The sequence below is a fragment of the Microbacterium pygmaeum genome (genome assembly GCF_900100885.1).
GTDB classification, from domain to species: domain Bacteria; phylum Actinomycetota; class Actinomycetes; order Actinomycetales; family Microbacteriaceae; genus Microbacterium; species Microbacterium pygmaeum.
The window spans coordinates 2301913-2326839 of sequence record NZ_LT629692.1 but is presented as its reverse complement, the minus strand read 5'-3'; the positions used below and the strand labels follow the sequence as shown (position 1 = coordinate 2326839).

31 protein-coding genes are annotated in these 24927 nt (G+C 68.6%); 16 read left to right on the top strand and 15 right to left on the bottom strand.

Going from position 1 to position 24927, the window contains the following annotated elements:
- From murA to BLT19_RS17775, 7 genes are all read right to left on the bottom strand, one after another.
- A complete protein-coding gene (gene murA / locus BLT19_RS11100; protein ID WP_091489916.1) occupies positions 1–1365 on the bottom strand; it encodes a UDP-N-acetylglucosamine 1-carboxyvinyltransferase in 1365 nt (454 codons plus the stop codon).
- Between the two features lie 75 nt (positions 1366–1440).
- Positions 1441–2037, bottom strand: a complete 597-nt coding sequence (gene leuD / locus BLT19_RS11095; protein WP_091489913.1) for a 3-isopropylmalate dehydratase small subunit — start codon at positions 2035–2037, stop codon at positions 1441–1443.
- Positions 2037–3518 carry a 3-isopropylmalate dehydratase large subunit gene (leuC, locus tag BLT19_RS11090; protein ID WP_091489909.1) on the bottom strand — a complete coding sequence of 494 codons (1482 nt, stop codon included), beginning with the start codon at positions 3516–3518 and terminating at the stop codon, positions 2037–2039. The genes leuD and leuC overlap by 1 nt, the downstream gene beginning before the upstream one ends.
- A gap of 192 nt (positions 3519–3710) precedes the next feature.
- Positions 3711–4814, bottom strand: a complete 1104-nt coding sequence (locus BLT19_RS11085) for a TerC family protein (protein ID WP_091489905.1) — start codon at positions 4812–4814, stop codon at positions 3711–3713.
- Positions 4815–5003: 189 nt separating this feature from the next.
- Complete coding sequence (locus BLT19_RS11080) at positions 5004–5609, bottom strand: class F sortase (protein ID WP_157681851.1); 606 nt, start codon at positions 5607–5609, stop codon at positions 5004–5006.
- A gap of 29 nt (positions 5610–5638) precedes the next feature.
- Positions 5639–6475, bottom strand: coding sequence for a DUF4397 domain-containing protein (locus BLT19_RS11075; RefSeq protein ID WP_091489898.1), 837 nt, complete (start codon positions 6473–6475; stop codon positions 5639–5641).
- A gap of 46 nt (positions 6476–6521) precedes the next feature.
- Positions 6522–7310 (bottom strand): hypothetical protein, encoded by a 789-nt coding sequence (locus BLT19_RS17775; protein WP_091489895.1) that lies wholly within the window; start codon positions 7308–7310, stop codon positions 6522–6524.
- Here BLT19_RS17775 and BLT19_RS11065 point away from each other — a divergent pair.
- Positions 7297–7758: a hypothetical protein gene (locus BLT19_RS11065; protein ID WP_157681849.1), complete on the top strand. Its 462-nt coding sequence runs from the start codon at positions 7297–7299 to the stop codon at positions 7756–7758. The two genes, BLT19_RS17775 and BLT19_RS11065, sit on opposite strands and share 14 nt — an antisense overlap.
- Positions 7759–7782: 24 nt before the next feature.
- Here the strand turns inward: BLT19_RS11065 and BLT19_RS17675 are convergent, their stop codons facing one another.
- Positions 7783–7947: a hypothetical protein gene (locus BLT19_RS17675; protein ID WP_157681848.1), complete on the bottom strand. Its 165-nt coding sequence runs from the start codon at positions 7945–7947 to the stop codon at positions 7783–7785.
- Between the two features lie 105 nt (positions 7948–8052).
- Between BLT19_RS17675 and BLT19_RS11060 the strand changes: the two genes are divergently transcribed.
- Both BLT19_RS11060 and BLT19_RS11055 read left to right on the top strand, forming a co-directional pair.
- A complete protein-coding gene (locus BLT19_RS11060; RefSeq protein ID WP_091489889.1) occupies positions 8053–8619 on the top strand; it encodes an RNA polymerase sigma factor in 567 nt (188 codons plus the stop codon).
- Positions 8616–9746, top strand: coding sequence for a DUF4349 domain-containing protein (locus BLT19_RS11055; RefSeq protein WP_091489884.1), 1131 nt, complete (start codon positions 8616–8618; stop codon positions 9744–9746). Before BLT19_RS11060 ends, BLT19_RS11055 begins: the two co-directional genes overlap by 4 nt.
- A 14-nt stretch (positions 9747–9760) precedes the next feature.
- Here BLT19_RS11055 and BLT19_RS11050 read toward each other — a convergent pair whose 3' ends face one another.
- Both BLT19_RS11050 and BLT19_RS11045 read right to left on the bottom strand, forming a co-directional pair.
- Entirely contained in the window at positions 9761–10237 is a 477-nt protein-coding gene (locus BLT19_RS11050; RefSeq protein WP_091489881.1) for an SRPBCC family protein, read from the bottom strand.
- On the bottom strand, positions 10234–10569 hold the full coding sequence (locus tag BLT19_RS11045; protein WP_091493849.1) for an ArsR/SmtB family transcription factor: 336 nt from the start codon (positions 10567–10569) through the stop codon (positions 10234–10236). The genes BLT19_RS11050 and BLT19_RS11045 overlap by 4 nt, the downstream gene beginning before the upstream one ends.
- A gap of 104 nt (positions 10570–10673) precedes the next feature.
- Here BLT19_RS11045 and BLT19_RS11040 point away from each other — a divergent pair, with 104 nt between their 5' ends.
- Positions 10674–11702: an LLM class flavin-dependent oxidoreductase gene (locus BLT19_RS11040; RefSeq protein WP_091489878.1), complete on the top strand. Its 1029-nt coding sequence runs from the start codon at positions 10674–10676 to the stop codon at positions 11700–11702.
- Here the strand turns inward: BLT19_RS11040 and BLT19_RS11035 are convergent.
- Positions 11699–11914: a hypothetical protein gene (locus tag BLT19_RS11035; protein ID WP_091489875.1), complete on the bottom strand. Its 216-nt coding sequence runs from the start codon at positions 11912–11914 to the stop codon at positions 11699–11701. The two genes, BLT19_RS11040 and BLT19_RS11035, sit on opposite strands and share 4 nt — an antisense overlap.
- 100 nt (positions 11915–12014) lie before the next feature.
- Entirely contained in the window at positions 12015–13070 is a 1056-nt protein-coding gene (gene gnd, locus BLT19_RS11030) for a phosphogluconate dehydrogenase (NAD(+)-dependent, decarboxylating) (protein ID WP_091489872.1), read from the bottom strand.
- 197 nt (positions 13071–13267) lie between these two features.
- Here gnd and BLT19_RS11025 point away from each other — a divergent pair, with 197 nt between their 5' ends.
- From BLT19_RS11025 to BLT19_RS11005, 5 genes are read left to right on the top strand one after another with little or no spacing between them, the layout of a single operon-like run.
- A complete protein-coding gene (locus tag BLT19_RS11025; protein WP_091489868.1) occupies positions 13268–14125 on the top strand; it encodes a MetQ/NlpA family ABC transporter substrate-binding protein in 858 nt (285 codons plus the stop codon).
- Positions 14122–15153 carry a methionine ABC transporter ATP-binding protein gene (locus tag BLT19_RS11020; protein ID WP_091489864.1) on the top strand — a complete coding sequence of 344 codons (1032 nt, stop codon included), beginning with the start codon at positions 14122–14124 and terminating at the stop codon, positions 15151–15153. Before BLT19_RS11025 ends, BLT19_RS11020 begins: the two co-directional genes overlap by 4 nt.
- Positions 15150–15824 (top strand): methionine ABC transporter permease, encoded by a 675-nt coding sequence (locus BLT19_RS11015; protein ID WP_231917627.1) that lies wholly within the window; start codon positions 15150–15152, stop codon positions 15822–15824. Before BLT19_RS11020 ends, BLT19_RS11015 begins: the two co-directional genes overlap by 4 nt.
- A 5-nt stretch (positions 15825–15829) precedes the next feature.
- The gene (locus BLT19_RS11010; protein ID WP_231917884.1) at positions 15830–16999 is read left to right on the top strand and encodes an aminotransferase class I/II-fold pyridoxal phosphate-dependent enzyme; all 1170 of its coding nucleotides are present in this window, start codon (positions 15830–15832) and stop codon (positions 16997–16999) included.
- Complete coding sequence (locus BLT19_RS11005; RefSeq protein WP_091489857.1) at positions 16999–17472, top strand: S-ribosylhomocysteine lyase; 474 nt, start codon at positions 16999–17001, stop codon at positions 17470–17472. Before BLT19_RS11010 ends, BLT19_RS11005 begins: the two co-directional genes overlap by 1 nt.
- A gap of 18 nt (positions 17473–17490) precedes the next feature.
- On the opposite strand, the gene BLT19_RS11000 is transcribed toward BLT19_RS11005, so the two are convergent.
- Positions 17491–17943: a bleomycin resistance protein gene (locus tag BLT19_RS11000; RefSeq protein ID WP_231917626.1), complete on the bottom strand. Its 453-nt coding sequence runs from the start codon at positions 17941–17943 to the stop codon at positions 17491–17493.
- A 60-nt stretch (positions 17944–18003) separates the two neighbouring features.
- Entirely contained in the window at positions 18004–18726 is a 723-nt protein-coding gene (locus BLT19_RS10995) for an NUDIX hydrolase (RefSeq protein WP_091489854.1), read from the bottom strand.
- A gap of 110 nt (positions 18727–18836) precedes the next feature.
- Here BLT19_RS10995 and BLT19_RS10990 point away from each other — a divergent pair, with 110 nt between their 5' ends.
- The 7 genes from BLT19_RS10990 (at position 18837) to BLT19_RS10960 (ending at position 24732) form a co-directional block, all read left to right on the top strand.
- Positions 18837–20120, top strand: a complete 1284-nt coding sequence (locus BLT19_RS10990) for an NAD(P)/FAD-dependent oxidoreductase (RefSeq protein WP_091489850.1) — start codon at positions 18837–18839, stop codon at positions 20118–20120.
- Positions 20121–20190: 70 nt separating this feature from the next.
- Entirely contained in the window at positions 20191–20985 is a 795-nt protein-coding gene (locus BLT19_RS10985; RefSeq protein WP_091489842.1) for a glycosyltransferase family 2 protein, read from the top strand.
- Complete coding sequence (locus tag BLT19_RS10980) at positions 20982–21827, top strand: endonuclease/exonuclease/phosphatase family protein (protein WP_091489837.1); 846 nt, start codon at positions 20982–20984, stop codon at positions 21825–21827. The genes BLT19_RS10985 and BLT19_RS10980 overlap by 4 nt, the downstream gene beginning before the upstream one ends.
- The gene (locus BLT19_RS10975; RefSeq protein WP_091489834.1) at positions 21824–22432 is read left to right on the top strand and encodes a hypothetical protein; all 609 of its coding nucleotides are present in this window, start codon (positions 21824–21826) and stop codon (positions 22430–22432) included. The genes BLT19_RS10980 and BLT19_RS10975 overlap by 4 nt, the downstream gene beginning before the upstream one ends.
- 250 nt (positions 22433–22682) lie before the next feature.
- Positions 22683–22889, top strand: coding sequence for a cold-shock protein (locus BLT19_RS10970; protein ID WP_091489830.1), 207 nt, complete (start codon positions 22683–22685; stop codon positions 22887–22889).
- A gap of 199 nt (positions 22890–23088) precedes the next feature.
- Complete coding sequence (locus BLT19_RS10965) at positions 23089–24087, top strand: aggregation-promoting factor C-terminal-like domain-containing protein (protein ID WP_172825621.1); 999 nt, start codon at positions 23089–23091, stop codon at positions 24085–24087.
- A gap of 96 nt (positions 24088–24183) precedes the next feature.
- Entirely contained in the window at positions 24184–24732 is a 549-nt protein-coding gene (locus BLT19_RS10960; RefSeq protein ID WP_091489826.1) for a hypothetical protein, read from the top strand.
- Positions 24733–24734: 2 nt separating this feature from the next.
- On the opposite strand, the gene BLT19_RS17670 is transcribed toward BLT19_RS10960, so the two are convergent.
- Entirely contained in the window at positions 24735–24881 is a 147-nt protein-coding gene (locus BLT19_RS17670) for a hypothetical protein (RefSeq protein ID WP_157681847.1), read from the bottom strand.
- Positions 24882–24927: the final 46 nt, after the last annotated feature.

The window sequence follows — 24927 nt, the reverse complement described above, 5'->3', positions numbered from 1 at the left end:
TCAGCCGATCACATCGAAGTCGGCACCCAGCGCGGCGAGCTTGGTGAAGAACTTCTCGTATCCGCGGCGGATGATGCCGACGTTGCGCACGGTCGACTCGCCCTCGGCGGTCAGGGCGGCGATGACGTAGCTGTATCCGCCTCGCAGGTCGGGGACTTCGACATCGGCGCCGTGCAGAGGTGTCGGACCGTTGATGACCGCCGCCTGTTCGAGCGCACGTCGCGGCACTCGCCTGGTGGAACTGTCGATGCCCTGTGGATGCACGACGATGTCGGCGCCCATCTGCACGAGTGCCGCGGTGAATCCGAGGCGGTTCTCGTAGACCGTCTCGTGGACCGTGGAGCGCCCGTTCGCCTGGGTGAGCGCGACGATCAGCGGCTGCTGCCAGTCGGTCATGAAGCCCGGGTGGACGTCGGTCTCGACGACGACCGGCTTGAGCGGGCCGCCGCGATAGAAGCGGATGCCGTCCTCCCGGACGTCGAATTCCCCACCGGCTTTGCGGAAGACGTTGAGGAAGGTGAGCATCTCCTGCTGCTTCGCGCCGCCGACGAAGATGTCCCCGCCGGTGGCCAAGGCTGCACACGCCCACGATGCCGCCTCGTTGCGGTCGAAGATCGCACGGTGGTCGTACCCGCGCAGGCTCTCGACGCCCTCGATGAGGATGACGCGGTTCGGCTCGTACGAGATGATCGCGCCCATCTTCTGCAGGACGGCGATCAGGTCCATGATCTCGGGCTCGATCGCGGCGTTGCGCAGTTCGGTCGTGCCCTTCGCGCGCACGGCCGTCAGGAGCACCTGCTCGGTGGCCCCGACGCTCGGGTACGGCAGCTCGATGTCGGCGCCGTGCAGCCCGTTCGGCGCGGTGATCCGGATGCCCTCGTACGACTTGTCCACGACCGCGCCGAACGCGCGGAGCGCGTCCATGTGGAAGTTGATCGGCCGGTCGCCGATTCGGCACCCGCCCAGATCGGGGATCAGCGCTTCCCCGAGCAGATGCAGCAGCGGCCCGCAGAACAGGATCGGGATCCGCGAAGCGCCGGCGTGCGCGTCGATCTCCTCGAAGTGGGCGGATACGGCGCCGCTCGGATCGAGGTGCAGCGTGCCCTCCTCGTCGCCGTCGCGCACCGTGACGCCGTGCACCTCCAGCAGCGAGCGGACGACCTCGACGTCGCTGATGTCCGGCACGTCGCGCAGGACGCTCACGCTCTCGCCGAGGAGTGCGGCGACCATCGCCTTGGTGACGAGGTTCTTCGCGCCCTTCACCTCGACGCGTCCGTTCAGCGGCCGACCGCCGCGGATGGCGAGCGTTTCGCCGGTCGATTCCCTGCCGCCTGCTGTGGGGCCTGCCGTATCAAGGGTCTTCATCCGGTGGAACCTCACTTGTGTCATCGAGGGGGGCGGTGGTGGAGCGGTCCGATCTTTTGGAACGGATGCTCGAGCCTACGGAACGGGGATCGTCCGCGGCCGCCACGCCTCACGGCGAGCCTCGAACTGCGCGATCTTGTCTTCGTTGCGCAGAGTGAGCCCGATGTCATCGAGCCCTTCGAGAAGCCGCCACCTAGTGTAATCGTCGATCTCGAACGGCACGGAGAGGTCGCCGATCGTGGCGACGCGAGCCTCGAGGTCGACGGTCATCTCGATGCCCGGATCGGCGTCGATCGCGGCCCAGATCCGCTCCAGGTCCGCCTCGGAGATGAGCCCGGTCAGCAGACCCTGCTTTCCGGAGTTCCCGCGGAAGATGTCACCGAACCGCGGGCTCAGCACGACGGCGAAGCCGAAGTCGCGCAGCGCCCAGACGGCGTGCTCCCGGCTGGAACCGGTGCCGAAGTCCGCACCGGCGACCAGGATGCTGGCCCCCTGGAACGAGTCCTGATTCAGCACGAAGTCCGGGTCCTGCCGCCAGGCGGCGAAGAGCGCGTCCTCGAATCCGGTCTTGGTCACCCGCTTGAGGTAGACGGCGGGGATGATCTGGTCGGTGTCGACGTTCGACCGCTTCAGGGGCGCGGCGATACCGGTGTGCGTGACGAACTTCTCCATCAGAACTCCCCGGCTTCCACGGCCGCGTAGATCGGCGTGTCCTCGAGGTCGCTCGGGCTGGACAGCGTCCCACGAACGGCGGTCGCCGCAGCGACCAGTGGCGAGACCAAGTGGGTCCGCCCGCCCTTGCCCTGCCGACCCTCGAAGTTGCGGTTCGACGTGGATGCGCAGCGTTCTCCGGGAGCGAGCTGATCCGGGTTCATTCCCAGACACATCGAGCAGCCGGCGAAGCGCCACTCCGCTCCGAAGTCCTCCACGATCTTGTCGATGCCCTCGGCCTCGGCCTCCAAGCGGACTCGGGCCGAGCCCGGCACGACCATCACGCGGACGCCGGGCGCCTTGGTGCGCCCGCGGATGACCGAGGCGAACGCGCGCAGATCCTCGATACGGCTGTTCGTGCACGAGCCCATGAAGACCGCATCGACCGGCACATCCTTCAGCGGCGTGCCCGCCTTCAGATCCATGTACTCCAGTGCCCGCTCCGCCGCCGCGCGCTCGTTCGGGTCGACGATGTCCGACGGCGTCGGGACGACACCCGACAGGGACACGCCCTGCCCGGGGTTGGTGCCCCAGGTCACGAACGGCTCGAGCTGATCGGCGTCGAGGTAGACCTCGGCATCGAAGACCGCTCCCTCATCGGTGGGCAGCGTCCGCCAGTACGCGACGGCGTCGTCCCAGTCCGACCCCTGCGGCGCGTGCGGCTTGTCCTTGACGTAGGCGAATGTGGTCTCGTCCGGCGCGACCATCCCGGCCCGGGCGCCGGCCTCGATGGACATGTTGCAGATGGTCATCCGCCCCTCCATGGAGAGGGCGCGGATGGCGCTGCCGCGGAATTCGAGGACGTATCCCTGGCCCCCGCCGGTGCCGATCTTCGCGATGACGGCGAGGATGATGTCCTTCGCGGTGACGCCGGGTCGCAGGGTGCCTTCGACCGTGATCGCCATCGTCTTGAACGGCTTCAGCGGCAGGGTCTGGGTCGCCATGACATGCTCGACCTCGCTCGTGCCGATCCCGAACGCCATCGCGCCGAATGCGCCGTGGGTGGAGGTGTGCGAGTCACCGCAGACGACGGTGATGCCCGGCATCGTGAGGCCCAGCTGCGGACCGACGACGTGGACGATCCCCTGCTCCTTGTCGCCGAGCGAGTGGATCCGGACGCCGAACTCCTCGGCGTTGCGACGCAGCGTCTCGATCTGCGTGCGGCTGGTCAGGTCGGCGATCGGCTTGTCGATCGCCAGCGTGGGCGTGTTGTGGTCCTCGGTCGCGATGGTCAGATCGACCCGCCGAAGGGGGCGCCCCTCTGCCCGGAGCCCGTCGAAGGCCTGCGGACTGGTGACCTCGTGCACGAGGTGCAAGTCGATGTAGATGAGGTCCGGCTCGCCGTTCTCGCCCTTGACGACCAGATGGTCGTCCCAGACCTTCTCAGCCAGGGTGCGGGGCGAATCGGGAATCGCCGATGCGTCGATCGTGGGTGTGCTCATGGTCTTTCGTTCTCCTCGACAAGGGGATCAAGCCGGCGATGAACTCCGCGGCGAGCCAGGCCTGGGAACTAGGACTCGTCGCGGCCGCTAAGGAGGAGAAGGGCCCGCATGCCGTCAGACTACCACCGCGCCCGGATGGCTCGCCGTCCGGTCGCGGTGCCGCGCGGGCGATTCCGCTTCGAGCCGACCGCCTCAGCGGTTCTTCGGCTGAGCCTCGGGGCTCTCGGGCTGCGTCACGGTGGGCGGGGTGCCTTTCTCCTCCGCGACGACGGCCGCCGCGGCATCCGCCGTCGTCGGCTCGACCGTCTCGCCCTTCTTCTTGTCCCGCGCCGACGCGACGAGGCTCGCGATGGTCGCGACGGCCATCGAGGCGATGATGACGCCGAGAGACATCCAGGTCGAGATCTCCGGTGCCCACTCGATGTGCTCGCCGCCGTTGATGAACGGGAGTTCGTTCACGTGCATGGCGTGGAAGACCAGCTTCAGTCCGATGAAGGCGAGGATGAACGCGATCCCGTAGTGCAGGTAGCGCAGGCGATCCAGCAGGTCGCCGAGCAGGAAATAGAGCTGGCGCAGGCCCATCAAGGCGAAGATGTTCGCCGTGAAGACGATGAAGGGACTCGTGGTGATGCCGAAGATCGCCGGAATCGAGTCGATCGCGAAGAGGAGATCGGTGACCCCGATCGCGGCGAAGACGATGATCATCGGCGTGAACATCTTCTTGCCCGCGACGACGGTGCGCAGCTTCGCGCCGTCGTAGTGGTCGCTGATGTCGATGGTGCGGCGCAGGGTCCGCACGATGAAGCTCTCGCGCTTCGCGTCGTCGTCGTGGTCGCCACCCGGGAACGCCTGGCGGTAGGCGGTCCACACGAGGAAGGCGCCGAAGATGTAGAAGATCGGGCTGAAGTTCTCGATGACGGCAGCGCCGACCAGGATGAACGCGCCGCGCAGGATGAGCGCGATGATGATGCCCACCATCAGCACCTCCTGCTGGTATCGGCGCGGCACGGCGAACTGGCTCATGATCAGCACGAACACGAACAGGTTGTCGATGGACAGGCTGTACTCGGTCAGCCAGCCTGCGACGAACTGGCCGGCGAACTCGCCGCCGGCGAAGATCCACATGAGGCCGGCGAAGATCAGCGCGAGCGTGACGTAGAAGATCACCCACAGTGTGGACTCTCTGGTGGACGGGATGTGCGGCCGCTTGAGGATCAGCAGCAGATCGGCGACGAGGATCAGGGTGAGCCCGACGAGGGAGCCGATTTCAAACCAGAGCGGGAGTTCGAGGTCCAAGCGTTGGGCCTTTCGAGAGGGGACGACGGGACGTCGAAAGTCTCTCCCCCGCTGGCGCCGGTCGATTGCCGACCGATGCCGCGGTGCGCGCCCGGAGACCCTGCGATGGACCCCGTGATGACGGACGCGCGATGACGGGATACTCCCTCTCGCGGCTTGCAGTCTACAGGTCGGCGAGCGTGCCGAGGCTCAGCCGAGGGACGCGAAGACGATCAGATTGTCTGTGTAATGGCCGATCTCGGAGTCGAAGTCGCCGGCGCACGTGATCAGTCGGAGTTCGGGAGCCGGGACGTTGCTGTAGACATCGGCGGTGGGGAACTCCGCCTTCGACGACTGCGCGGACCCGCTCACGTGGAAATCGAGTTCGGTTCCGTCCGACATCGCGACCACGATCTCGGCTCCGGTCGCCAAGTCACCCAGCTTCGCGAAGACGGCGGGGGCAGTGGGCGAGTCGATGTGGCCGGCGATGATCGCCGGTCCCACCTCGCCCGGCACGACGCCTTCGGAGTACCAGCCTGCGAGGTCGTAGTCCTGCGGTGCTGCAAGGCGCCCGTCCCCTTCGATCGCCAGATCCTCCAGGGACGAATCCACCCCGATCGAGGGAATGCGCAGGCGGACGGGGATCGCATCGATCGTGGCATCCGCCGAGGGCTGCTGCGGATCCTGCAGACCTCCAGCGGCCAATGGGGCCACCGGCGAGGGGAGGGCGGATGCCGCGGGCTCAGGCGCATCGGCCGCGACAGCTGTCGCGCACCCGGTGGCCGAGAGCACAAGGCCGATGGTCAGGACCGCCATGGCCCGCATCCGCCCTTTCACTCGGTGCATCACACCGCGTGCCGGCCGACGGTCCCGAGCGAGCCGGTCGTGGTCGGCGCGTGCGTGGACAGCCATCCGCCGCCGGTCTGCACACCGCCCACCGGCGTGACCGGCGTCGCCGCGCTGTCGAGGATGGGAAGGATCGTGAGGCCTCCGGAGGCGTTGTCCAGCACGAACAGCGTGTTCACGCTGCCGGCGGCGACGGTCACGTCGGCGGCTCCGCTGACGGCTGCTCCGCTGAGCTTCAGGTTCCAGACGCCTGCCGGCACTTCGGTGTACGCGGTCGCCGAGCCGGGGCGCGCGTTCTTCGCGATCGCAAGGCCCGTCGAGGTCTGCACGTCGACGGCGGGGGTGAGGGTGGAGGCCTGGATCACGCGGATGCGCGCGTTGCCGGCGGAGGGAGAGGTCAGATCGTCGGGGAACGCGCGCAACTGCAGCGTTGCGGTCGGCCCGTAGGCGGCGACGGTGGTCGCTTTCGCGGGACTGATCGTGACGGTGTCGGAGATGGCGACCTTGCTCCAGTCGTCGGAGTCGGCGGGGATCATCGTGATGGTGTACTTCCCCTCGCCGAGCGCCTGATAGGGCGAGATGTCGCCGTACGCGACATCGGCCAGATCGAGCACGACCGAGCCGCCGCTCAGCGCGGTCACCCGCACATCGACGGCCTTGGTGTCCGGCGAGAAGTGGCCGAGGCGGAGCCATCCGGTCTCGCCGGTCGCGGAGCGCACCGCTCCGGTGGCGGTGGTGGACGCGGATGCCGCGACTGGGGTCGCGATCGCGAGGCCCGCGGTGATCGCCAGCGCGACGGCTACGACGCCGGTCTTGCGGCGGGATGAGGTGTTCATGTCGCTTCCTTCGGGTTGGGGTGTCTGCGAGGGACGATGACGGGGATCACTCGGAAAGCGGATCCAGCGTGAACGGGTATTCGAGCGTCACCGCGCCGTCGGTGACGCGGACCTCATCGGGGGCGTAGGGACCGGTGAGATTCTCGAAGACGGCGCGGGTGTCGCGTGCCAGTTCGCCGTCGAAGGCGACCCGCTCGCCGCCGAGCTTGGTGATCGAGACCTGCCGCAGCGGTCCGGTCTGCTCGCCGGAGACAGCCGGGAAGTCGCTCACGGTGATGCCGCCGTCGGCGATCAGCGTTGCCAGGAGCACGACGACGCGCGGATCCACTCTGCCGTCGGTGAGCAGCGCACGGTTCGCATCGGAGATCTGCAGCGCAGGGTTCCGGGCCAGCTCGCTCCCGTAGGCGACCCGTTCGGCGGCGGCCTGCGCATCGGCCGCCGAAGCCAGCACGGCCCCCTGGGGGGTCACCATGCGCACGTCCATGCGCTGGTCTCCGTCGCCGAACGAGGCCACCACGACGGAGTTGGCGATCGCCTGACCGACCGGCGAGGCGGCTGCGAGATCGCCGGTCGCAGGGCCGGTCACCACGACATCCGCATCGCGCCAGGCCGTCAGCTCGTCGTACGAAAGGACATCGGCGTCATTCCAGCCGGCGCCGGCGAAGCCGCCCGTCATCGTGTCGGCGACCACGAGGCGCTGGCCGGGATCGGTGTTGTCGAGGATCCAGCCCTGTGCCTCGGTCGCAGGCACGGCCGTGTCGTTGCCCAGAACCAGGAGCGTTCCGGCGGCGGCGAGGACCGGCACCAGCACGAGTGCCGGAATGAACGCACGCATGCGGGAGGACTTCGGCGGGTTCGTCGACGCGGCCTCGGCCGCAACCTGGCCCGCAGCCGGCGACGGCGGCGCAGCGGGAGCGTTCGCCTTCGGCTCGACCGTCGGCCGGACGGGGGGTTTCGTGATCGGCTTGGCCGCAGGCGGTGCTGCCGGTGCCGCCTGGCGCGGAGCCGGCCTCGGTGCACTGGTCTTGGATCCGGCCGTCTTCGGCGCGGTCGGCTTCTTTCCGGTGGGCTTCGGCGCGCTCGACTTCGATCCGGCTGGCTTCTGCAGGCTCGACTTCGTTCCGGCGGTCTCCGGTACGCGCGGCTTCGTTCCGGTGGGCGTGACCGACGCCGCTCGCGCGGCTGGGGACGTGGATGCGGGCGGCTTCGAGGACGTCGGCGCGGCGGCGACCGGCGGCGGCACAGCGGCCTTCGGTGCTGTCTTCTTCGCAGCCGGCTGCTGAGGCGGGCGTGGGCGCGCGACGACATCACGCAGAGCTGAAGCGTCGTTCGACGCGGCCGCTGTCGGCGCAGCCTGCGCTTTCGCCGTCTTCGGCTTCTGCGGCGGCTTCTTCGAGGCGGAGGGGGAGTTCTGGGAGGTCGACGTCTTCGGGGACGACTTCGAGGACGCCGGTGGTTTGGCGGTCATGCATGTGGTTCGGAGCCCGTGCGCGAATGGATTGACCACTCGTCTGAGACGATTCCCTCCGGGGCGACACTTCCAGTGTGAGAGACAATGAGTCCGGATGGGTGGGGGCATGATCGAGCCGGTCGGAACGAATGACGCAACCCTCGTGGCGCAGGCCGCGAGCGGGAGCGAGCACGCGTTCCGCGCGCTCTACCGTGCCTATGTTCGACCGGTGTACTGGCTGGCGCACGGTCTGCTGGGGAGTGCCGCCGATGCCGAGGACGTGACACAGGAGACCTTCCTCGTCGCGTGGCGGAAGCTTCCCGGCCTCCAGCTGGCGAGCCAGTCGCTGCTGCCGTGGCTGGTGACCATCTGCCGGTTCCAGGCGGCCAACCGTCTGCGCACCCGGCGTCGCGACCGCGAGCACACCGAGACGGTGGACGACGAGCGCCTCGCCCGGCTGCCGGCGGCAGTGGACGTCGAACAGCAGGTGATCGTCGGCGAACTCGCTGACCGGATCCTCACGCAGGTCGACGGGCTCACCCAGCTGGATCGCGACATCTTCCGGCTCTGCGCATCGGAAGGGTACGCCTATCAGGCTGCCGCCGATGAGCTCGGCATTCCACACGGTGTCGTCCGCAATCGTCTCTCCCGCATCCGCACGCGCCTGCGGACCGTCGCCGAGGAGAGCACATGAACACGTCAAAGCCGACCGGGGATCCCGTGGCGCCCACCGTCCTGCCCGAGCTGAGCGATCAGAGCATCGATCGGATCGAGAACGCCGTCTTCAGCGAGATCGGTCGCGAACGCGCCATTCGGCGGGCGCGTCGCGGACGCCTGTGGCTCACCGGTGGCGCGGCTGCGGCGATTCTGGTCGTCGCCGCCGTCATCGCACCGAGCGTAGGCACCCTCGTCGGTGGCACCTCGATGAACGAGTCCGCCGTCGCACCGGCCGTGCCGCTGGTCGCCACGGACGGGAGCGCAGTGCAGCTGGACACCCTCCCCGAGTCGGCCGCTGGAGGCGTCGCGGGCGATACGGCCAAGATCGCCACCGGTGAGCGAGACATCATCACGACGGCGACCGCGTCGCTCACGGTCGGGAACACGGCTGATGCCGCGCGCGAGATCGGCGATGCCGCCGAGGCGCGCGGGGGCTCTGTGGAGTCGATGAGCGTGGGAGCGTCCGGTGCGGTGACGCCGGGCCTCGACGGGTCGATCGATTCCGGCGTGGTCACCGACACGATGCCCTACCCCACCCCGTACACGGGAGCATGGGTCACGGTGCGCGTCCCGGCGGATCAGCTGCCGGCACTGGTCGAGGAGCTCTCGGGGTTCGGCGAGGTGACGGCATCCTCCGTCAATCGCCAGGATGTGACCGAGCGGACGGTCGACCTTCGCGCTCGCGTCGACGCGGCGCAGGCTTCGGTGGACCGCATGACCCAGATCCTCGGTCAGGCCGCGAACCTGACCGACCTGATCGCCGCGGAATCGGCTCTGGCCGAGCGCCAGGCGACTCTCGAGTCGTACCAGCAGCAGCTGAAGTACTACGACGAGCAGATCGCCATGTCCACGCTGACGGTCTCGCTGTCCACTCCGACTGAAGTCGTGACGGCCGACCCGGCAGGTTTCGGTGACGGCCTGGCGGCCGGCTGGAACGGGCTGATCGCCACCCTGAACAGCATCGTGATCGCGATCGGGTTCCTCCTGCCCTGGATCGGCGTGACGGCCGTGGTCGTACTCTTGGCCTGGGGCATCGTGCGCCTGGTCCGACGTCGTCGCTCGAATCGTGCCGGCTCGACCGCTTCGGAGGATGTCGCCGACTGATCGAGCTCTGCCGCCTACCTCGAGCGCTCGAGGTAGGCGGCGATGCGCGCGAAGGCGCCGTTCCAGACTTCGCCGACGAAGAAGTCTCGGACCTCGGGCACGGGGAACCCGGATTGGACGACCGTGACGAGGGTGGAGGGATCGCCCGCGGCGTCGAAGCGCCCTTCGAAGGTGATCTCGATGCGGGTGGTCATCACCAAGCCGTCGGGTGAGCTGCCCGTCGACTCGGTCACCAGGCGATGCGGACGATCGATTTCGAGGAACGTCTGAGTCTCGCGGAAGAGATGCTCGGGGTCCGCACCCCAGATCGCGGTCTGCGTCCCGCCGACGCGGAGGTCGACCTCGATCTCCACCACTCCCGGTCGTTCGTCCAGGATGGAGAACCAGATCATCTGCTTCTCGGCGTCGGTGTACGCGTCGAACACGTCCTCCGGTCCGGCAGGCAGCATCCGTTCGATCCGCAGGGTCAGGGGTGCGGTGGTGCCGGTCATGAGGTCTTGCCCTTCTGCAGAGTGAAATAGGCGTCCAGGCCGTCGAGTCGACGCTCCCAAAGCCGCTGGTAGAAGCTGATCCACGCCATCGCGTCGTCCAATCGTTCGGTGCCGAGTCGGCACTCGCGTGTGCGTCCGACCTTGGCGGTGACGACGAGCCCGGCATCCTCGAGCACTTTCACATGCTTGGCCATGCCGGTGACGGTGATGCCGGCGGGATCGGCGAGCTCGGAGACCGTCGCCGGCCCTTCCCCCAGACGACGGAGGATGTCCCGACGGGTCGAATCCGCCAACGCGGAGAACGCCCGATCCAGCACGTCACTGTGAACCATGCGGTTCATTGTACATCGGTGAACCAGAAGGTGCAATGACTGTGTGGAATCCAGCAGGCTGTATTCATCGGAATGGATGCCGCGGCGCTACCGTTGCAGACATCATGCAACGCTTCGGAACGCTCTCCTTCGGTCACTACGGTCCGCTCGGCGGGGGCCGCGAGCTCACTGCCGGCGACTCACTGAAGCAGGCGATCGACCTTGCGCAGGGAATGGACGACCTCGGCGTCAACGGCACATACTTCCGCGTGCACCACTTCGCCCGCCAGCAGGCGTCGCCGATGCCGCTCCTGTCGGCCATCGCCGCCCGAACAGAGCGGATCGAGGTCGGAACCGGCGTCATCGACATGCGATACGAGAATCCGCTGTATCTCGCGGAGGAAGCCGCCGCCCTCGATCTGATCAGCGACGGCCGGCTTGCGCTGGGCGTGAGCCGCGGCTCACCGGAAACCGTGGTCCGCGGCTACGAGGCCTTCGGCTACGCAGGCTCGATGGATTCCCGGGGGGCGGATCTTGCGCGCGAGCACTTCGAGCTGTTCCTGCGTGCCATCGACGGAGAGACCCTCGCCGAGCGCGACGCGCACAGCCCCTTCGGCGGCGGCACCGGCGGACAACGCGTGGAGCCGCACTCCCCCGGTCTGCGCTCCAGGATCTGGTGGGGTGCCGGCAACAGCGACTCCGCCACCTGGGCGGGAACCGTCGGAGTGAACCTCATGTCCTCCACACTGCTCACCGAGGCCAGCGGTCAGCCGTTCGACGAACTGCAGGCGCAACAGATCGCTACGTTCCGTCAGGCGTGGAGGGCGGCCGGGCACGAGGGCGTGCCGCGCACCTCCATCAGCCGGAGCATCTTCCCGATCACGACCGCTGAAGAGCAGATGTACTTCGGCGGGCGGCAGGACGGCGACCAGATCGGCGTCATCGACGGTATCCGGTCCACGTTCGGGAAGACCTACGCGGCCGCGCCTGATGTGCTCGTGGAGCAGCTGCTGCAGGACGAGGCGCTCCGCAGCGCGGACACGCTCATGCTGACGATTCCGAGTCAGCTCGGGGTGGAGTTCAACCTCAGGGTCGTGGAGTCCTTCGCGAAGTATGTCGCCCCGGCGCTCGGCTGGGTCAGCACGAGAGGTTAGCCGGCGTCCTCGTCCTCTTCGGGCTCGAAGTTCGACGGTTCGCCGGTATGGCCCGCGGCGATTCCATCCGGCGCCGCCGGGATGGTCCCGTCCTGGCCGAGCCCGGCGCCCTTCACGGTCGCGTTGTCGTCCGCACCTTCGGTGGGTACCTCGATATCGGGGCCTTCGAGAGAGTTGTCGTCGCTGGGAATCGAGTGATCGGTGTTCGACATGGCGTCCTCCTTGATCGGCTGCTCCGACCGTACGACGCGCGACCGGTCGCCGGCGGGGGCTGGACCGGCCGAGCCGTGAGGTGTATCGCGATGCGTCCGCTCAGGCTGACTCGGCCTTCCGGCTGCCCGCTTCCAGCACATCCCCGGCGGGCAGCTCCTGGTGTCCGCCGAACTGCAGGCGCATCGCCGAGAGCAGCTGGTTCGCATAGTGATCCTCGCCGCGCGAAGCGAACCGCTCGAAGAGCGATGCGGCCAGCACCGGCACCGGAACGCCGACATCCACCGCGGCCTTGATCGTCCAGCGACCCTCACCGGAGTCCGAGACGCGCCCGGCCAGACCGTCCAGAGTGGGGTTGGAATCCAGCGCCGCGGCGGTCAGGTCCAGCAGCCACGACGAGATGACCGAGCCTCGCCGCCAGAGCTCGGCGACCTTGGGTGTGTCGATCGTGAACTGGTAGAACTCGGGTTCCTCCAGCGGGGCGACCTCCGCGGAGTGCTCTGACTCGCGGATGCCGGCATCCGCGTTGTCCAGGATGTTCAGACCTTCTGCAAGCGACGCCATGATCCCGTACTCGATGCCGTTGTGGACCATCTTCACGAAGTGGCCGGCGCCGGACGGACCGCAGTGCAGATAGCCGAGCTCTTCCGGGGCCAGATCGCCCTCGCGCCCCGGCGTGCGCGGGATCTCGCCGCCGCCCGGCGCGATCGTGCGCAGGATCGGCTCGATGACCGACACGGCCTCATCCGGCCCGCCGACCATCAGGCAGTATCCGCGGTCGAGGCCGAACACGCCGCCGCTGGTGCCGACGTCGACGTAGTGGATGCCGCGCTCCCGGAGCTTCGCCGCGCGACGCACGTCGTCCTTGTAGTTGGAGTTGCCGCCGTCGATGATGATGTCTCCCGGCTCGAGCACCTCGGCCACCTGATCGACGACCGCGCCGGTGATCCCCGCGGGGATCATCAGCCAGACCACGCGCGGTGCTTCCAGCTTCGCAGCGAGATCGGCGATGCTCTCAGAACCTGCAGCGCCGTCGCCGGCGAGCGCCGCCACAGCGTCCGGACTGACGTCGTAGACGACGCACTCGTGGCCGTCGCGCATGAGCCTGCGCACGATGTTGGCGCCCATCCGGCCGAGGCCGATCATTCCCAGCCGCATGTCGGCTCCTCACGTCGCGATTCTGCCTCCGCGGATGCGGATGGCCAGTCAGGGGCAGTCTAAGTCCGTCCTCGGACCCACTCTGTTGCCGAGTGTGACACCACGTTTCGGAACGTTTCAATCGCGCGGATAGCGTGAGGTCCGCGCGAGCAGCAGAGCGCCGTCCACCCTGTTACCCACGCACCCGAAGAGGACCCATGCGCACTTCCCGAAAGGCCCTCCTGGGCACCGCCGCCGCCGCGATCGCCCTGATCCTGACCGCCTGCAGCGGCGGCGGGACCGCCTCCCCCGCCGCGTCCGAGGACGGTGCCGGGCCGGAGCCGACCAGCATCAAGATCGGCTTCAACCCCGGACCGTACCTGGAGATGTTCCAGGACGGGATCCGGCCCGTCCTCGAAGAGGAGGGGTACGCCGTCGAGACCGTCGACTTCACCGACGGCATCGTCGTGAACGTCGCCGTCTCCACGGGCGAGATCGACGCGAACATCATGCAGCACCCGGTCTACATGGACTTCGTCAACGCACAGGAAGGCATCGACAACGCCGCCCTGGTACAGGTCCCCACACCGAACATGGCGCTGTTCGGAGGGAAGCTCTCGAGCCTGGACGACGTCGCCGACGGGTCGACGGTCACCGTGCCGAACGCACCGTCCAACCTCTACCGGGCGCTCCTGGTGCTGCGTGACATCGGCTGGGTCGACTTCGACGACGTGGACGACCCGAACACGGCCGATCTGTCGATCATCACGGACAACCCGAAGAACCTGAACATCACGCCCATCGAGAACGCGCAGCAGGTTCCGGCGCTGCAGGACGTGGACTACGCGGTGATCCAGGGCAACTTCATCGTCGCCGGCGGCCTGGACTACGACGACGCCCTCGCGGTAGAGGATCAGCCCATCGAGTTCTCGAACATCGTGGCCATCCGCGCGGAGGACGTCGAAACCGACTGGGCGCAGGCGATCAAGGCCGCGTACGAGTCGCCGGAGTTCATCGACTACATCACCTCCGATCCGCAGTACGGCGGTTACAACCTCCCCGCCTGGTTCGAGTGAGATCAGCGGAAGCCGGGGGCGTCGTCTTCGACGACGTCTCCAAGACCTTCACCGGAAGGGCCGCCGGCACGGCGGCCCTTCGCGGCGTATCGCTGACGGTGGAACCGGGCACGATCTTCGGCGTCATCGGCTACAGCGGAGCGGGCAAGTCGACGCTCGTGCGAATGGTCAACGGGCTGGAGAAGCCCACGACGGGCCACGTCGTTGTCGACGGCGTGGACATCGGCTCGCTCGGCGGTCGCGCCCTTCGCGCAGCGCAGAAGCACACCGGCATGATCTTCCAGCAGTTCAATCTCCTCGAGACCGTCAGCGTGCGCGACAACGTCGCCATGCCGCTCCGGCTCGACGGGGTGTCGAAGGCGAAGGCGAGGGAGCGAGCCGATGAGGTGCTGGACTTCGTCGGGCTGAGCGCGAAAGCCGGCAACCACCCCGGCGAGCTCTCCGGTGGTCAGAAGCAGCGCGTGGGCATCGCCCGCGCACTGGCCCGCAACCCGCGGATCCTGCTGGCCGACGAGGCGACCAGCGCGCTGGATCCCACCACGACCGTGCAGATCATCGAGCTGCTGCGCAGCATCAACCGCGAGTACGGCACCACGATCCTCGTGGTCACCCACGAGATGGATGTCATCAAGGACCTCGCTGACGAGGTCGCCGTCATGGCCGACGGCGAGGTCGTAGAACAGGGCACCGTGCTGGAGACATTCCTCCGACCGCAGGCCGGCGTCACACGCGACTTCGTCTCGACCGTCGTGCCGCAGGGCATCCCCGATCGCGTGGTGGAGCACATCGGCGGGGAGGGACTGTGGCGGCTCCTCCTTCTGGATGAGGAGGTCGTCCAGCCGCTCGTGTCAGACCTCATCACGGACATCGGCGTGCAGGTGAACATGCTCCACGCCGACATGACCGAGATCCAGGAGCACACCATCGGGCAGATGATCGTGAAGGTCACCGGCCGCGCTGAGCAGGTCGCGACCGCCCGGGCCTTCCTCGCGGCGCGTGTCGTGCACCTGGAAGAGGTGTCCGCGTGAACGGCAACGGCGACAAGTGGACGCTGATCACGCCCGACATCTTCCTCAAGGCGCTCGGCGAGACGATGCAGATGCTGGGCGTCGCTCTTCTGTTCGGGTCGATCCTCGGCATCGTCATCGGAACGGTCCTGGCCCTCACCCGTCCCGGCGGCGTCCTTCCCAACCGGCCGGTCAACATCATCCTCGGTGTGATCGTGAACCTCTTCCGCTCACTGCCGTTCATCATCCTGCTCGTGGCGATCCTCCCCTTCACGAGGCTCATCGTCGGAACCAGCATCGGCGTCTGGGCGGCCGTGGTCCCGCTGACGGTCATGATCTCGCCCTATATCGGACGACTGGTCGAGAACTCGCTCCTGGAGGTGCCCAGCGGTGTGGTGGAGGCGGCCAGGGCGATGGGCGCTTCGCCGTTCCAGATCTTCTGGCGGTTCCTGCTGCCCGAGGCGCGCAGTTCGCTGATCCTGGCGCTGACGATCGCCTCGGTGGGTCTGATCGATGCCACCGCCATGGCCGGCACGGTCGGAGCCGGCGGCATCGGCGACCTCGCACTCTCCTACGGGTATCAGCGATACGACGGCTTCGCCATGGTCATCACGTGCATCACCCTCATCGTCCTCGTGCAGGGTCTGCAGACGATCGGCAACAGCATCGCGCGTCGGTATCGGAGGCGTTGAGCACCGTGGAATTCTCCTCGTCGGCTCGCACGAGCGCACTTCCGCCCAACTTCTGGGGCGCCATGGACCGCGAGGTCGCCCGCATCTCAGCCTTGCCCGGCCCGCGCATGATCGACGTGTCCAAGGGCAACCCCGACCTGCCGACACCCGAGCACATCGTGGCGGCGATGCAGCGCGAAGTCGCCGACCCGCTGAACCACCGCTACCCGTCGTACGCCGGCAGACCTTCGGTGCGGGATGCCATCGCCCTGCGGTATCGGGAGGATCACGGCGTTGCGATCGACCCGTCCTGCGAAGTGGCGATCTTCCACGGCTCGCACGAGGGGTTGATGTCCGCCGTGCTGTCGTTGGCGGACCCAGGTGCGAACGTCGTGCTGCCCGACCCCGGTTACCCGATGTACACGTCCGCAGTGGATCTGGCGCGGGCGGTCCTCGTCCCGCTGCCGCTGCACGAGCCGGACTACCAGCCCGATTTCGCCGCGCTGGAGGACCTCGCCGCAGCGCGACTGCTGCTGCTGAACTACCCGAACAACCCGACCGGCGCGCTGGCAGCGCGGGAGACGTTCGAATCGGCGCTGCGTTTCACAGAGCGCACCGGTGCCGCGTTCGTGCACGACTTCGCCTACGCGTCCCTCGGCTTCGACGGCGCTCGTCCGCTGTCCGCACTCGCCGTCGATACCGGCCTCGAGCGCACCGTCGAGGTGCAGACACTCTCCAAGACCTACAGCATGGCCGGCTGGCGGTTCGGCTTCGCCGCCGGCAACGCGTCGATCATCGCCGCCATGAAGCGATATCAGGCACACGCGTTCAGCACGATGTTCGGCGCCACGCAGGAGGCCGCCGCCGTCGCACTGAGCGGCGACCAGACGGCTGCCGCCGACCTCGTCCGGATCTATCAGCGGCGACGGAATCTGGTGGTGGCTGGGCTGCGGGCCATCGGGTGGGATGTCGCGGCGCCCGCGGGCACGTTCTTCGTGTGGATGCGGGTGCCGGGCGATGACATCGATGCGCTCTCCTTCGCCCGACGACTGCTCGAGGAGGAGCGCGTCGCGGTCGCTCCCGGCGACGGCTTCGGCCCGCGCGGTCGCGGCAACATCCGGATCGGCCTCGTGCACGACGAGGACAACCTGACAGAACTGATCGAACGCCTGGACGCGTTCACGAGGAGGAACTGATGCCCGAGATCGAGAGCTTCACGCTGGACCACACCGCCGTCCTGGCCCCGTATGTGCGCAGGATCGGCGTCGAGCACGGTCCGTCGGGCGATGCGATCACGAACTTCGACGTGCGACTCGTCCAGCCCAATGAGGGCGAGATCCCCACCGCTGGCCTGCACACGCTCGAGCACATGCTGGCGGGCCTCCTGCGCGAGCGCATCGCGGGAGTCATCGACATCTCGCCGTTCGGCTGCCGTACCGGTTTCCACCTCCTGATGTGGGGCGAGCCCGCCGTCGCCGACGTCGTGCGCGCACTGACCGACAGCCTGCGCTTCATCGCCGAGGACGCCGTCGAAGCCGACATCCCCGGTGTCTCAGCCCTGGCGTGCGGAAACTATCGGGATCACTCCCTGCACTCCGCTCGGGAGTGGGCGAAGGTCGTGCTGGAGCGGGGCATCAGCCAGGACGCGTTCGCCAGAGTCGGGGTCTGATCGGCCGGGCGGCGACGCTCAGCGGCGATCCTCGATGAGGTGCAGCTGCGTGCCGTCGCGATCGATGAGGTATCCCGCGCGCTGCCCCCACTCCTGCAGCGCCACCGGGACCAGACGTGGGATGCCCGTCGTCGCCTCCGGGACGCCGCTGGCGCGCACGTCCCGGTACAGATCGTCCAGTTCGCTGACCCGGATGCTGGCCATGAACCAGCTCGAGTAGGGATCGAGCTCGGGCGCGAGGAAGAACTCCAGGACGACCCCACCGCGCCGCAGGATCAGCCATCCACCGTCGCGATAGTCGACCTCGAAGCCGAACCCGGCGTAGAAGGAGACAGTGAGGTCGAAGTCGCGGGAGGGCAGATTCGGCACCGCGCGATCACGGAGCCCGCCACCGTGCGGGTCCATCGCATCGCGTGCCGCACCGACCTCGTCGGCGCCGCCGGGCTCCTCGGTGCCGTTGTGCTCGCTCACGCCCCGAATCTACGCCTCAGGTGGCCGCGGGAACACCATGGTGCGACGCCACGCCGGCAGCTAGACGGGCACGTCCAGCGCGAGCTCGCGGCCCCGATCCCACGGCTCAGTCCATCCCAGGCGGTCGAACAGGCCGTCGAGCAGGCCCGCGGTGAATCCCCACACCAGATGCTCCCCACCCGCATGCGGGACCAGGAAACCGGGCCCGCGCCATTCGCGGCCGTCTCGGCGGATCACCGTCACGCCTCGATGCGACGGATCCAGGAGGTCTGCGACCGGGGCGCGGAAGACGTCGGCCGACTCGGCGACATCGACCACTCGGACGGGGGACGGATGCCGCCACCACGCGAGCGCCGGCGTGACGAGGTGCCGTGAGAAGGCGAGGGGGATGTCTGCGAGAGGACCGAGGATCTCGACCCCGTCCGTATCCAGCCCGGTCTCCTCGCGCGCTTCGCGGAGAGCCGCGGCGATCGGCGAGGCGTCCCCTGGATCGATCCGTCCACCCGGGAATGCGACCTGTCCGGGATGGGAGCGCAGCGTCGTGGCGCGCGCGAGGAGCAGGACGTCGAGATCGCGCGAGACCGCCTCAGTCTGCGCATCGTGATCGCTCGGGAGCGCATCGAGGATGCCGAACAACAGCAGCACGGCCGCGGACCGCGCGTTCTCCGCCTCGGGCAGACTCTCAGCGGCCGGGAAGACCTGGGTCTGCGACGTCCGCCCGGAACCGCCCGCCAACGCCGCCAGCTGCGCCCGGGCACCTGTTGCGGCGAGACCGTTCGTCATGCCATCAGGCTACGCGCCGCCTCTTGCTCGGTGGATCGCTCGATCCGCATGAGGATGTCGCCGGATCCGCAACCCGTCGGCTCGCAACCCCACCGCCGTAGGCTCGCACCGTGGACAGCTGCGACGTGGTCGTGATCGGGGCGGGCCTGGCTGGCCTGCGCTGCGCGGCGCAGCTGGCGATGGCGGGTCTGGGCGTGACGCTGCTGGAAGCCGCCGAAGTCGTGGGTGGACGCCAGCGGACGGACATGGTCGACGGGTTCCTCCTGGACCGCGGATTCCAGGTGCTCAATCCCGCGTATCCGGCGGTCGGCCGCTGGGTCGACGTCCAGGCGCTGCGATTGCAGACCTTCCCCGTCGGCGTCCGGGTGCGCAGAGCGCAGGGCCTCGTCGAACTCGCGCATCCGATCCGCCATCCGAGGAGCATTCCCGCCTCCCTGCGCAGCGGCCTGATCGATCCGCGACAGCTCGGTGCCCTCGCGCGCTGGGTCGCCCCGACGATCCTCCGTCCGCGCGCCGCCGTCCGCGCTGCCGATACGACGTTGCGCGCGGGCTGGGATCGATTCGGCGTCGCCGGCGCCCTCCGGACGGAGGTGCTCGAGCCGTTCCTGGCGGGCGTGATCGGGGAGGACCTCGCACGCGAGGACCAAGACGGCCCCGAGACCTCCGACGCGTTCGCACGACTCCTCATCCGCATGTTCGCGCTCGGAGCGCCGGGTGTCCCCGCCGCGGGCATCGCGGCCCTGCCTGCGCAGCTGGCGCACGTTGCCCGCGTCGCGGGTGTCGAGATCCGGCTGGGTCACTCCGTGACCGGCATCGCCAGCGGGCCGCGCGCCGTCGATGTGGCGATCCGGGGAGCCGACAGCCTGACCGCGCGCTCGGTCGTGCTCGCAGTGGGCCCGGAGTCCGTCAGCTCGCTCGTGGAGATCCCCGCGCCTCCCACGCGCGGACTGCAGACGTGGTGGTTCGCGACGGATGCCGCACCCACGCCGTCTGCGATGCTGCACGTGGACGGCCGCCGGCGCGGCCCGATCGTGAACGCCGTCGTGATGTCGCACGCCGCGCCCACCTATGCCCCGCCCGGCCGTCACCTCGTGTCGGCGACGTGCCTGCTGCCCCACGGTGGCGCCGCGCCGGTTCCCGAGGCGGTCGTGCGCACGCAGCTCGCCGAGATGTGGGGAACCGGAGCCTCGGACCTGGAGCTCCTGCGCCGCGACGACATCCCGGACGCGCTGTCCGCACAGGCCGCACCGTTGCGAACGATCACACCCGCGCGGATCACCGAAGCGGTGTACGTCGCCGGCGATCACCGCGACACCGCCTCGATCCAGGGCGCCCTCGTCTCCGGAGACCGCGTGGCGCGCTCAGTGCTGGCCGATCTAACGCGCCTGGGCTGAGCTGTCAACCGCCCGCCGGCGGTTCGGCTTCTGCATAGCGTGGAGGTCAACACTCCCGAGAAGAGACGACGTGACCCCCGGCACGCCTGCCCGCCCGACGACGGTTTCCGTGGTCATCCCCGTCAAGGACGATGCGGACGCACTCCGACGCTGCCTTCGCGCGCTGGAGCTGCAGACCCGAAAGCCCGACGAGATCGTCGTCGTCGACAACGGCTCGATCGACGACTCGTCGGCGATCGCGCGCGGCGCCGGTGCGCTGCTGATCTCCTGCGACGAGCCCGGCATCCCGGCTGCGGCCGCTGCAGGATACGACGCGGCGAACGGCGAGATCATCCTGCGCATGGACGCGGACTGCCTTCCCGCCGCCGGCTGGGTCTCGGCGATGACAGATGCCTTCGATGCTCGACGGGATGTCTCGGTGCTCACCGGCGGCGCTCGGTTCATCGACGGCCCACGCCCGCTGCGCGCGTCGCTGGCCGCATGCTATCTCGGCGGGTACGCGACGATGTGCTCCCCGGCGCTGGGACATCTGCCGCTCTTCGGGTCGAACATGGGCTTCCGGCGGTCGGCGTGGCGGAGCATCCGCTCCTCGGTCCATCAGGCGGATCCGGAGCTCCACGACGATCTGGACCTCGCGTTCCACTTCGGCGAGCGGCACCGCATCGCATTCGTCCCGGGCGCGGCGATGGGCATCTCGATGCGGCCGTTCACCGACGGCCGTGCGTTCCGAAGGCGTATCGTCCGCGGGGCACGGACGATCGTCGTGCACTGGCCGGCCGACTTCCCGCCCGTACGCTGGGTGCGCCTGACCCTTCGACGTGTGCTGCATCGACTTCGCGTCCCGACCCCGCGAGCGGCGTCGTGAGCGTCGTGATCGGCCCCGTCGCCCCGCCTGAGCTGCACCTCATGACCTTCAACGTGCGCCGTCGGCTGGACGTGTTCCCGACGCGCAGCGTCGACCGCTGGAAGTCACGCCGGGCATCCGTTGCCGACCTCGTCGCCTCGGAGGCGCCCACCGTCCTCGGGATCCAGGAGGCGCTGCCGGATCAAGCCGGCTATCTGCGCTCCGCCCTCGGCGACCGCTACCGACGGGTCGGCTTCGGGCGCTGGCCCGGCCCGCGCGGCGAAGGATGCCCGATCCTCTACGACACGGAGCGTCTCGAGCTGCTCGAGGCGGACCAGACGGCGCTGTCCGATCGCCCGCTCGAGGCGGGCTCGCGAAGCTGGGGGAATCCGCTGCCCCGGGTCGTGGTGCGGGCGACCATGCGAGACCGGGTGAGCGGCGAGGCCTTCCAGGTGCTCAACACACATCTGGACCCCTTCTCCGAGCGTTCGCGGACGCGATCGACGACGCACCTGCGCCGGATCGTCGCCGGGCGATCGACCGAAGCCGTCGTGATGGGCGATTTCAATGCGGACCCGGCATCTCGTGCGATCAGAGCGCTCGTGGACGGCGGCGTCCTGCGCGACACGTGGGCCGCCGCGCAAGAGCAGCTCAGCCCGCAGTGGCGGACGTATTCGGGCTACCGCGCGCCGAGGCGCGTGCAAGGGGAACGCGGTCGTGGTCGCATCGACGGCATCTTCGTCACGTCCCGATTCGACGTCGCGCGCGCCGCCATCTCCACCCGGATGCCGCACGGTCGATGGCCGTCGGATCACCTCCCCGTCCAGGTGGTCGTGCGGATGAGCCGAGGACGGCAGCCGTGATCGAGAACTTCCTGCGTCGGCCACGTTCACCCGGCGACTACGCCGCCGACGTCGTCCGTGTCGCAGGTCTTCTGAGCGTGATCGCCGCTGCCGTGTGGTGGACCTGGACGGATGCCGGCATCCTCGCCCTCGCGCTGCCCGCCCTGCTTCTGCCCCGATTCCTCGGAACGCGATCGTGGCTGGACATCCTGTTCGGGATCGTGGTCCTGATCGCCGCGTGGAGCAACGTGCTCGATCTCTACACGACGGTCGTCGGGTGGGATCTGGTCGTCCACTTCGTCTGCACCGGGCTGATCGCAGTCATGGGGTATCTGCTGCTCGCATCAGGACGCGTCGTGCCGTCCGGGCCGGGCGAGCGCATCCCGCCGCGATCCGCGATCGTGCTCGGCCTCGCGCTGGGCCTTGCGGCCAGCGCCGTGTGGGAGATGATCGAGTGGGCGGGCTTCACCTTCATCAGCGACGAGATCTTCGTGACCTATCAGGACACGATCGGCGACATGGTCGCCGGCGGACTCGGCGGACTCGTCGGCGGCATCCTGCTCGCGCTCGTCCCGGTGACGCGGATCGCGCAGGAAGTGCCGCAGAATCGCGGAACTCACAGGTGAGCCTGATAGCGTGGGGAATGCCCACTCGGGTCATGCGTCCATTTCTCTGCCTCACGGCAGCTCTGCAGACAGCCTGACGCCCGGATCGTCTTCTTCGACATCCGCCCATCCCCCTTCATCCGATGCACATCGCACCCGCGGTCACATCCCTCCGCACGAGATCCTCGTGCCCCATATCGTCCGCTCCGCAACATTTCGGAACGGCACCCCCGGTCGCTGACGCGGCCCGAAAAGTAAAAGGAAAGACACGATGGCCACTGGCACCGTGAAATGGTTCAACTCCGAAAAGGGCTTCGGCTTCATCGCTCCCGATGACGGCGGCGCCGATCTCTTCGCGCACTACACCGCGATCGTCACCGACGGTTACAAGGAGCTCCGCGAAGACCAGAAGGTCGAGTTCGAGGCCGAGCGCGGCCCGAAGGGCATGCAGGCCGCCAACATCCGGCCGCTCAGCTGATTTTCTTCTCTGCAGCCCGGGACGACATCGTCGTCCCGGGCTGTTCCTTTGCCCGGATCCGGGCCGTCACTCCCATATAACGTTCAGGTAACGTCCAGACAGAGACGACAGACTCGGGGACTTGTGTCGTGCTTTTCGACACCTTCTCGTGCTTTGCGCCCTTCCCGAGGGCGCGGATTCCTCATACGAAACCGGTCTTATGCGCTCCAACACGTCCACGATTCCTGCCCGCCGCGCCCGTCGCCTCGCCGAGAGCCGCGCCCGTCGCCGCCCGCTGATCATCGCCGGAGCGCTCGCGTTCGGTCTCCTCGCGACCGCCGGCGCGACGCTCACGGCGCCGGCGTCCATGGCCGATGCGGCCGGCACCTCCCCCGCGTTCGCCCTGGCGTCGTTCACCTCGTCGGTCGAGCCGGTGGCCACGGTGACCGATTCCGGCACCGACCGAATCTCGACCGCGGCCCGCAATGCCCTCAGTGCCGCCCAGACCGCCATCACCGCCGCGAGCACGGTGAGCACCGACATCCAGGCGTCAGGACTGGACGTGGGCGTCGCCGACACCACGGTGGACACCACCGCCCTGGCAGCGGCCGTGAAGCGGCTCGACAGCGGCGCACAGAAGCTCCCGGCACCATTGGTGCCCGATCTCACCGACGACGTCACGGCACTCGTGGCAACTATCAACACCAAGGTGAGCGGCCTTCGCGGCAGCCTCGACGCCGCGATCGCGGTCAAGGCCGAGCAGGACGCTGCAGCCGCACAGGCACAGGCCGAGGCGGAAGCGGCGGCAGCAGCCGCGGCGGCGGAAGCCGAGGCCCAGGCGGCTCAGAGTTCCTCGTCGTCCTCTGGGGGCAGCACCGCCAGCCCGTCACCGGCCTTCGCCGGCGCCGGTACCAGCGCCGGCGAAGCCCAGAGCATCGCCCGCGGCATGCTTGCCGGCTACGGCTGGGGCGATGACCAGTTCGGCTGCCTCGTCGCGCTGTGGGATCGCGAATCCGGCTGGAACTCGCAGGCGTACAACGCAGGCAGCGGCGCCTATGGCATCCCCCAGGCGCTCCCGGGCAGCAAGATGGCTTCCGCCGGCGCCGACTGGCAGACCAACGCCGCCACTCAGATCTCGTGGGGCCTCGGTTACATCAGCGGTCGCTACGGCTCGCCCTGCGGCGCATGGTCGCACTCCGAGTCGGTCGGCTGGTACTGATGAGCGGATGCCGGGCCTGAGGGTCCGGCATCCCGCCGGCGCGCGTGCCGTTGCGCCGTTGCGCCGAACCTCGCGTCGATGGACGTACGATCGACCATGGCGCACACGATGAACACCGGAACCATCGTCGCAGTTGTCGGCGAGCAGTCTGACGAAGCCCTGGCCACACTCGACGGGATCCCCGGAGTCGAGATCCTGTCGCTTCACAGCAGCGAGCCGGATGTCGCCACGCGGCGCATCGCCGCCGCCGGAACTCCCTGGGTCGTCCACGACGCCGACCCGCTGGAGCACGTCGCCGCGGCATGGGTGGAGCTGTTCGAGTCCCGCTCGACGCTGGGCACCCTGGAGCTCGAGGTGGAGACGGTCCTGGCCCGGTTCGAGGCAGGCTCAGCGCTGATGCCCGACTACTACATCGTCCTCGAACCGCAGGGCGCACCCGACACGTGGAAGCACTGGTGGTGCGGCGCCCTCGGTCACCACGCTCCGCAGCGCGTCCTCACCTCGCCGGCCCCATCGGGTCCCCGCGATGCGGCCGTGCGCCGGCTGCTGCGCAATCTCCCCGCCTCGCGCGCGTGGCCGGATCCTGCCTCTTGGCTGCCCGATCTCCCGTTCAAGATCCCCGACCGCGTGGGCCTGCGGGACTGACCTCAGTCCTCCCGCACGACCTCCATCCGGAGCCCGACCGCCTCGGTCAGCTGGTCCAGCGCGTCGGCGAGCCGTTCGAGCGCGGCGGCGTCGAGGTCGGGCAGCGCTTCGGCGACCTGCGCGATGAGCTTCAGGGTGTCCGTCTCCATCACGCCATTGTGCGTCGTCACCGCGTGGGCCACAACGAGGACCCGG

Bases quoted from the DNA above. Each gene is read 5' to 3' on its own strand.
- murA (WP_091489916.1), bottom strand. From the start codon at position 1,365: ATGAAGACCCTTGATACGGCAGGCCCCACAGCAGGCGGCAGGGAATCG.
- leuD (WP_091489913.1), bottom strand. From the start codon at position 2,037: ATGGAGAAGTTCGTCACGCACACCGGTATCGCCGCGCCCCTGAAGCGG.
- leuC (WP_091489909.1), bottom strand. From the start codon at position 3,518: ATGAGCACACCCACGATCGACGCATCGGCGATTCCCGATTCGCCCCGC.
- BLT19_RS11080 (WP_157681851.1), bottom strand. From the start codon at position 5,609: ATGGCGGTCCTGACCATCGGCCTTGTGCTCTCGGCCACCGGGTGCGCG.
- BLT19_RS11075 (WP_091489898.1), bottom strand. From the start codon at position 6,475: ATGAACACCTCATCCCGCCGCAAGACCGGCGTCGTAGCCGTCGCGCTG.
- BLT19_RS11065 (WP_157681849.1), top strand. From the start codon at position 7,297: ATGAACGCACGCATGCGGGAGGACTTCGGCGGGTTCGTCGACGCGGCC.
- BLT19_RS17775 (WP_091489895.1), bottom strand. From the start codon at position 7,310: ATGCGTGCGTTCATTCCGGCACTCGTGCTGGTGCCGGTCCTCGCCGCC.
- BLT19_RS17675 (WP_157681848.1), bottom strand. From the start codon at position 7,947: ATGCATGACCGCCAAACCACCGGCGTCCTCGAAGTCGTCCCCGAAGAC.
- BLT19_RS11060 (WP_091489889.1), top strand. From the start codon at position 8,053: ATGATCGAGCCGGTCGGAACGAATGACGCAACCCTCGTGGCGCAGGCC.
- BLT19_RS11055 (WP_091489884.1), top strand. From the start codon at position 8,616: ATGAACACGTCAAAGCCGACCGGGGATCCCGTGGCGCCCACCGTCCTG.
- BLT19_RS11050 (WP_091489881.1), bottom strand. From the start codon at position 10,237: ATGACCGGCACCACCGCACCCCTGACCCTGCGGATCGAACGGATGCTG.
- BLT19_RS11045 (WP_091493849.1), bottom strand. From the start codon at position 10,569: ATGGTTCACAGTGACGTGCTGGATCGGGCGTTCTCCGCGTTGGCGGAT.
- BLT19_RS11040 (WP_091489878.1), top strand. From the start codon at position 10,674: ATGCAACGCTTCGGAACGCTCTCCTTCGGTCACTACGGTCCGCTCGGC.
- BLT19_RS11035 (WP_091489875.1), bottom strand. From the start codon at position 11,914: ATGTCGAACACCGATCACTCGATTCCCAGCGACGACAACTCTCTCGAA.
- gnd (WP_091489872.1), bottom strand. From the start codon at position 13,070: ATGCGGCTGGGAATGATCGGCCTCGGCCGGATGGGCGCCAACATCGTG.
- BLT19_RS11025 (WP_091489868.1), top strand. From the start codon at position 13,268: ATGCGCACTTCCCGAAAGGCCCTCCTGGGCACCGCCGCCGCCGCGATC.
- BLT19_RS11005 (WP_091489857.1), top strand. From the start codon at position 16,999: ATGCCCGAGATCGAGAGCTTCACGCTGGACCACACCGCCGTCCTGGCC.
- BLT19_RS10995 (WP_091489854.1), bottom strand. From the start codon at position 18,726: ATGACGAACGGTCTCGCCGCAACAGGTGCCCGGGCGCAGCTGGCGGCG.
- BLT19_RS10970 (WP_091489830.1), top strand. From the start codon at position 22,683: ATGGCCACTGGCACCGTGAAATGGTTCAACTCCGAAAAGGGCTTCGGC.
- BLT19_RS10965 (WP_172825621.1), top strand. From the start codon at position 23,089: ATGCGCTCCAACACGTCCACGATTCCTGCCCGCCGCGCCCGTCGCCTC.
- BLT19_RS10960 (WP_091489826.1), top strand. From the start codon at position 24,184: ATGGCGCACACGATGAACACCGGAACCATCGTCGCAGTTGTCGGCGAG.
- BLT19_RS17670 (WP_157681847.1), bottom strand. From the start codon at position 24,881: ATGGAGACGGACACCCTGAAGCTCATCGCGCAGGTCGCCGAAGCGCTG.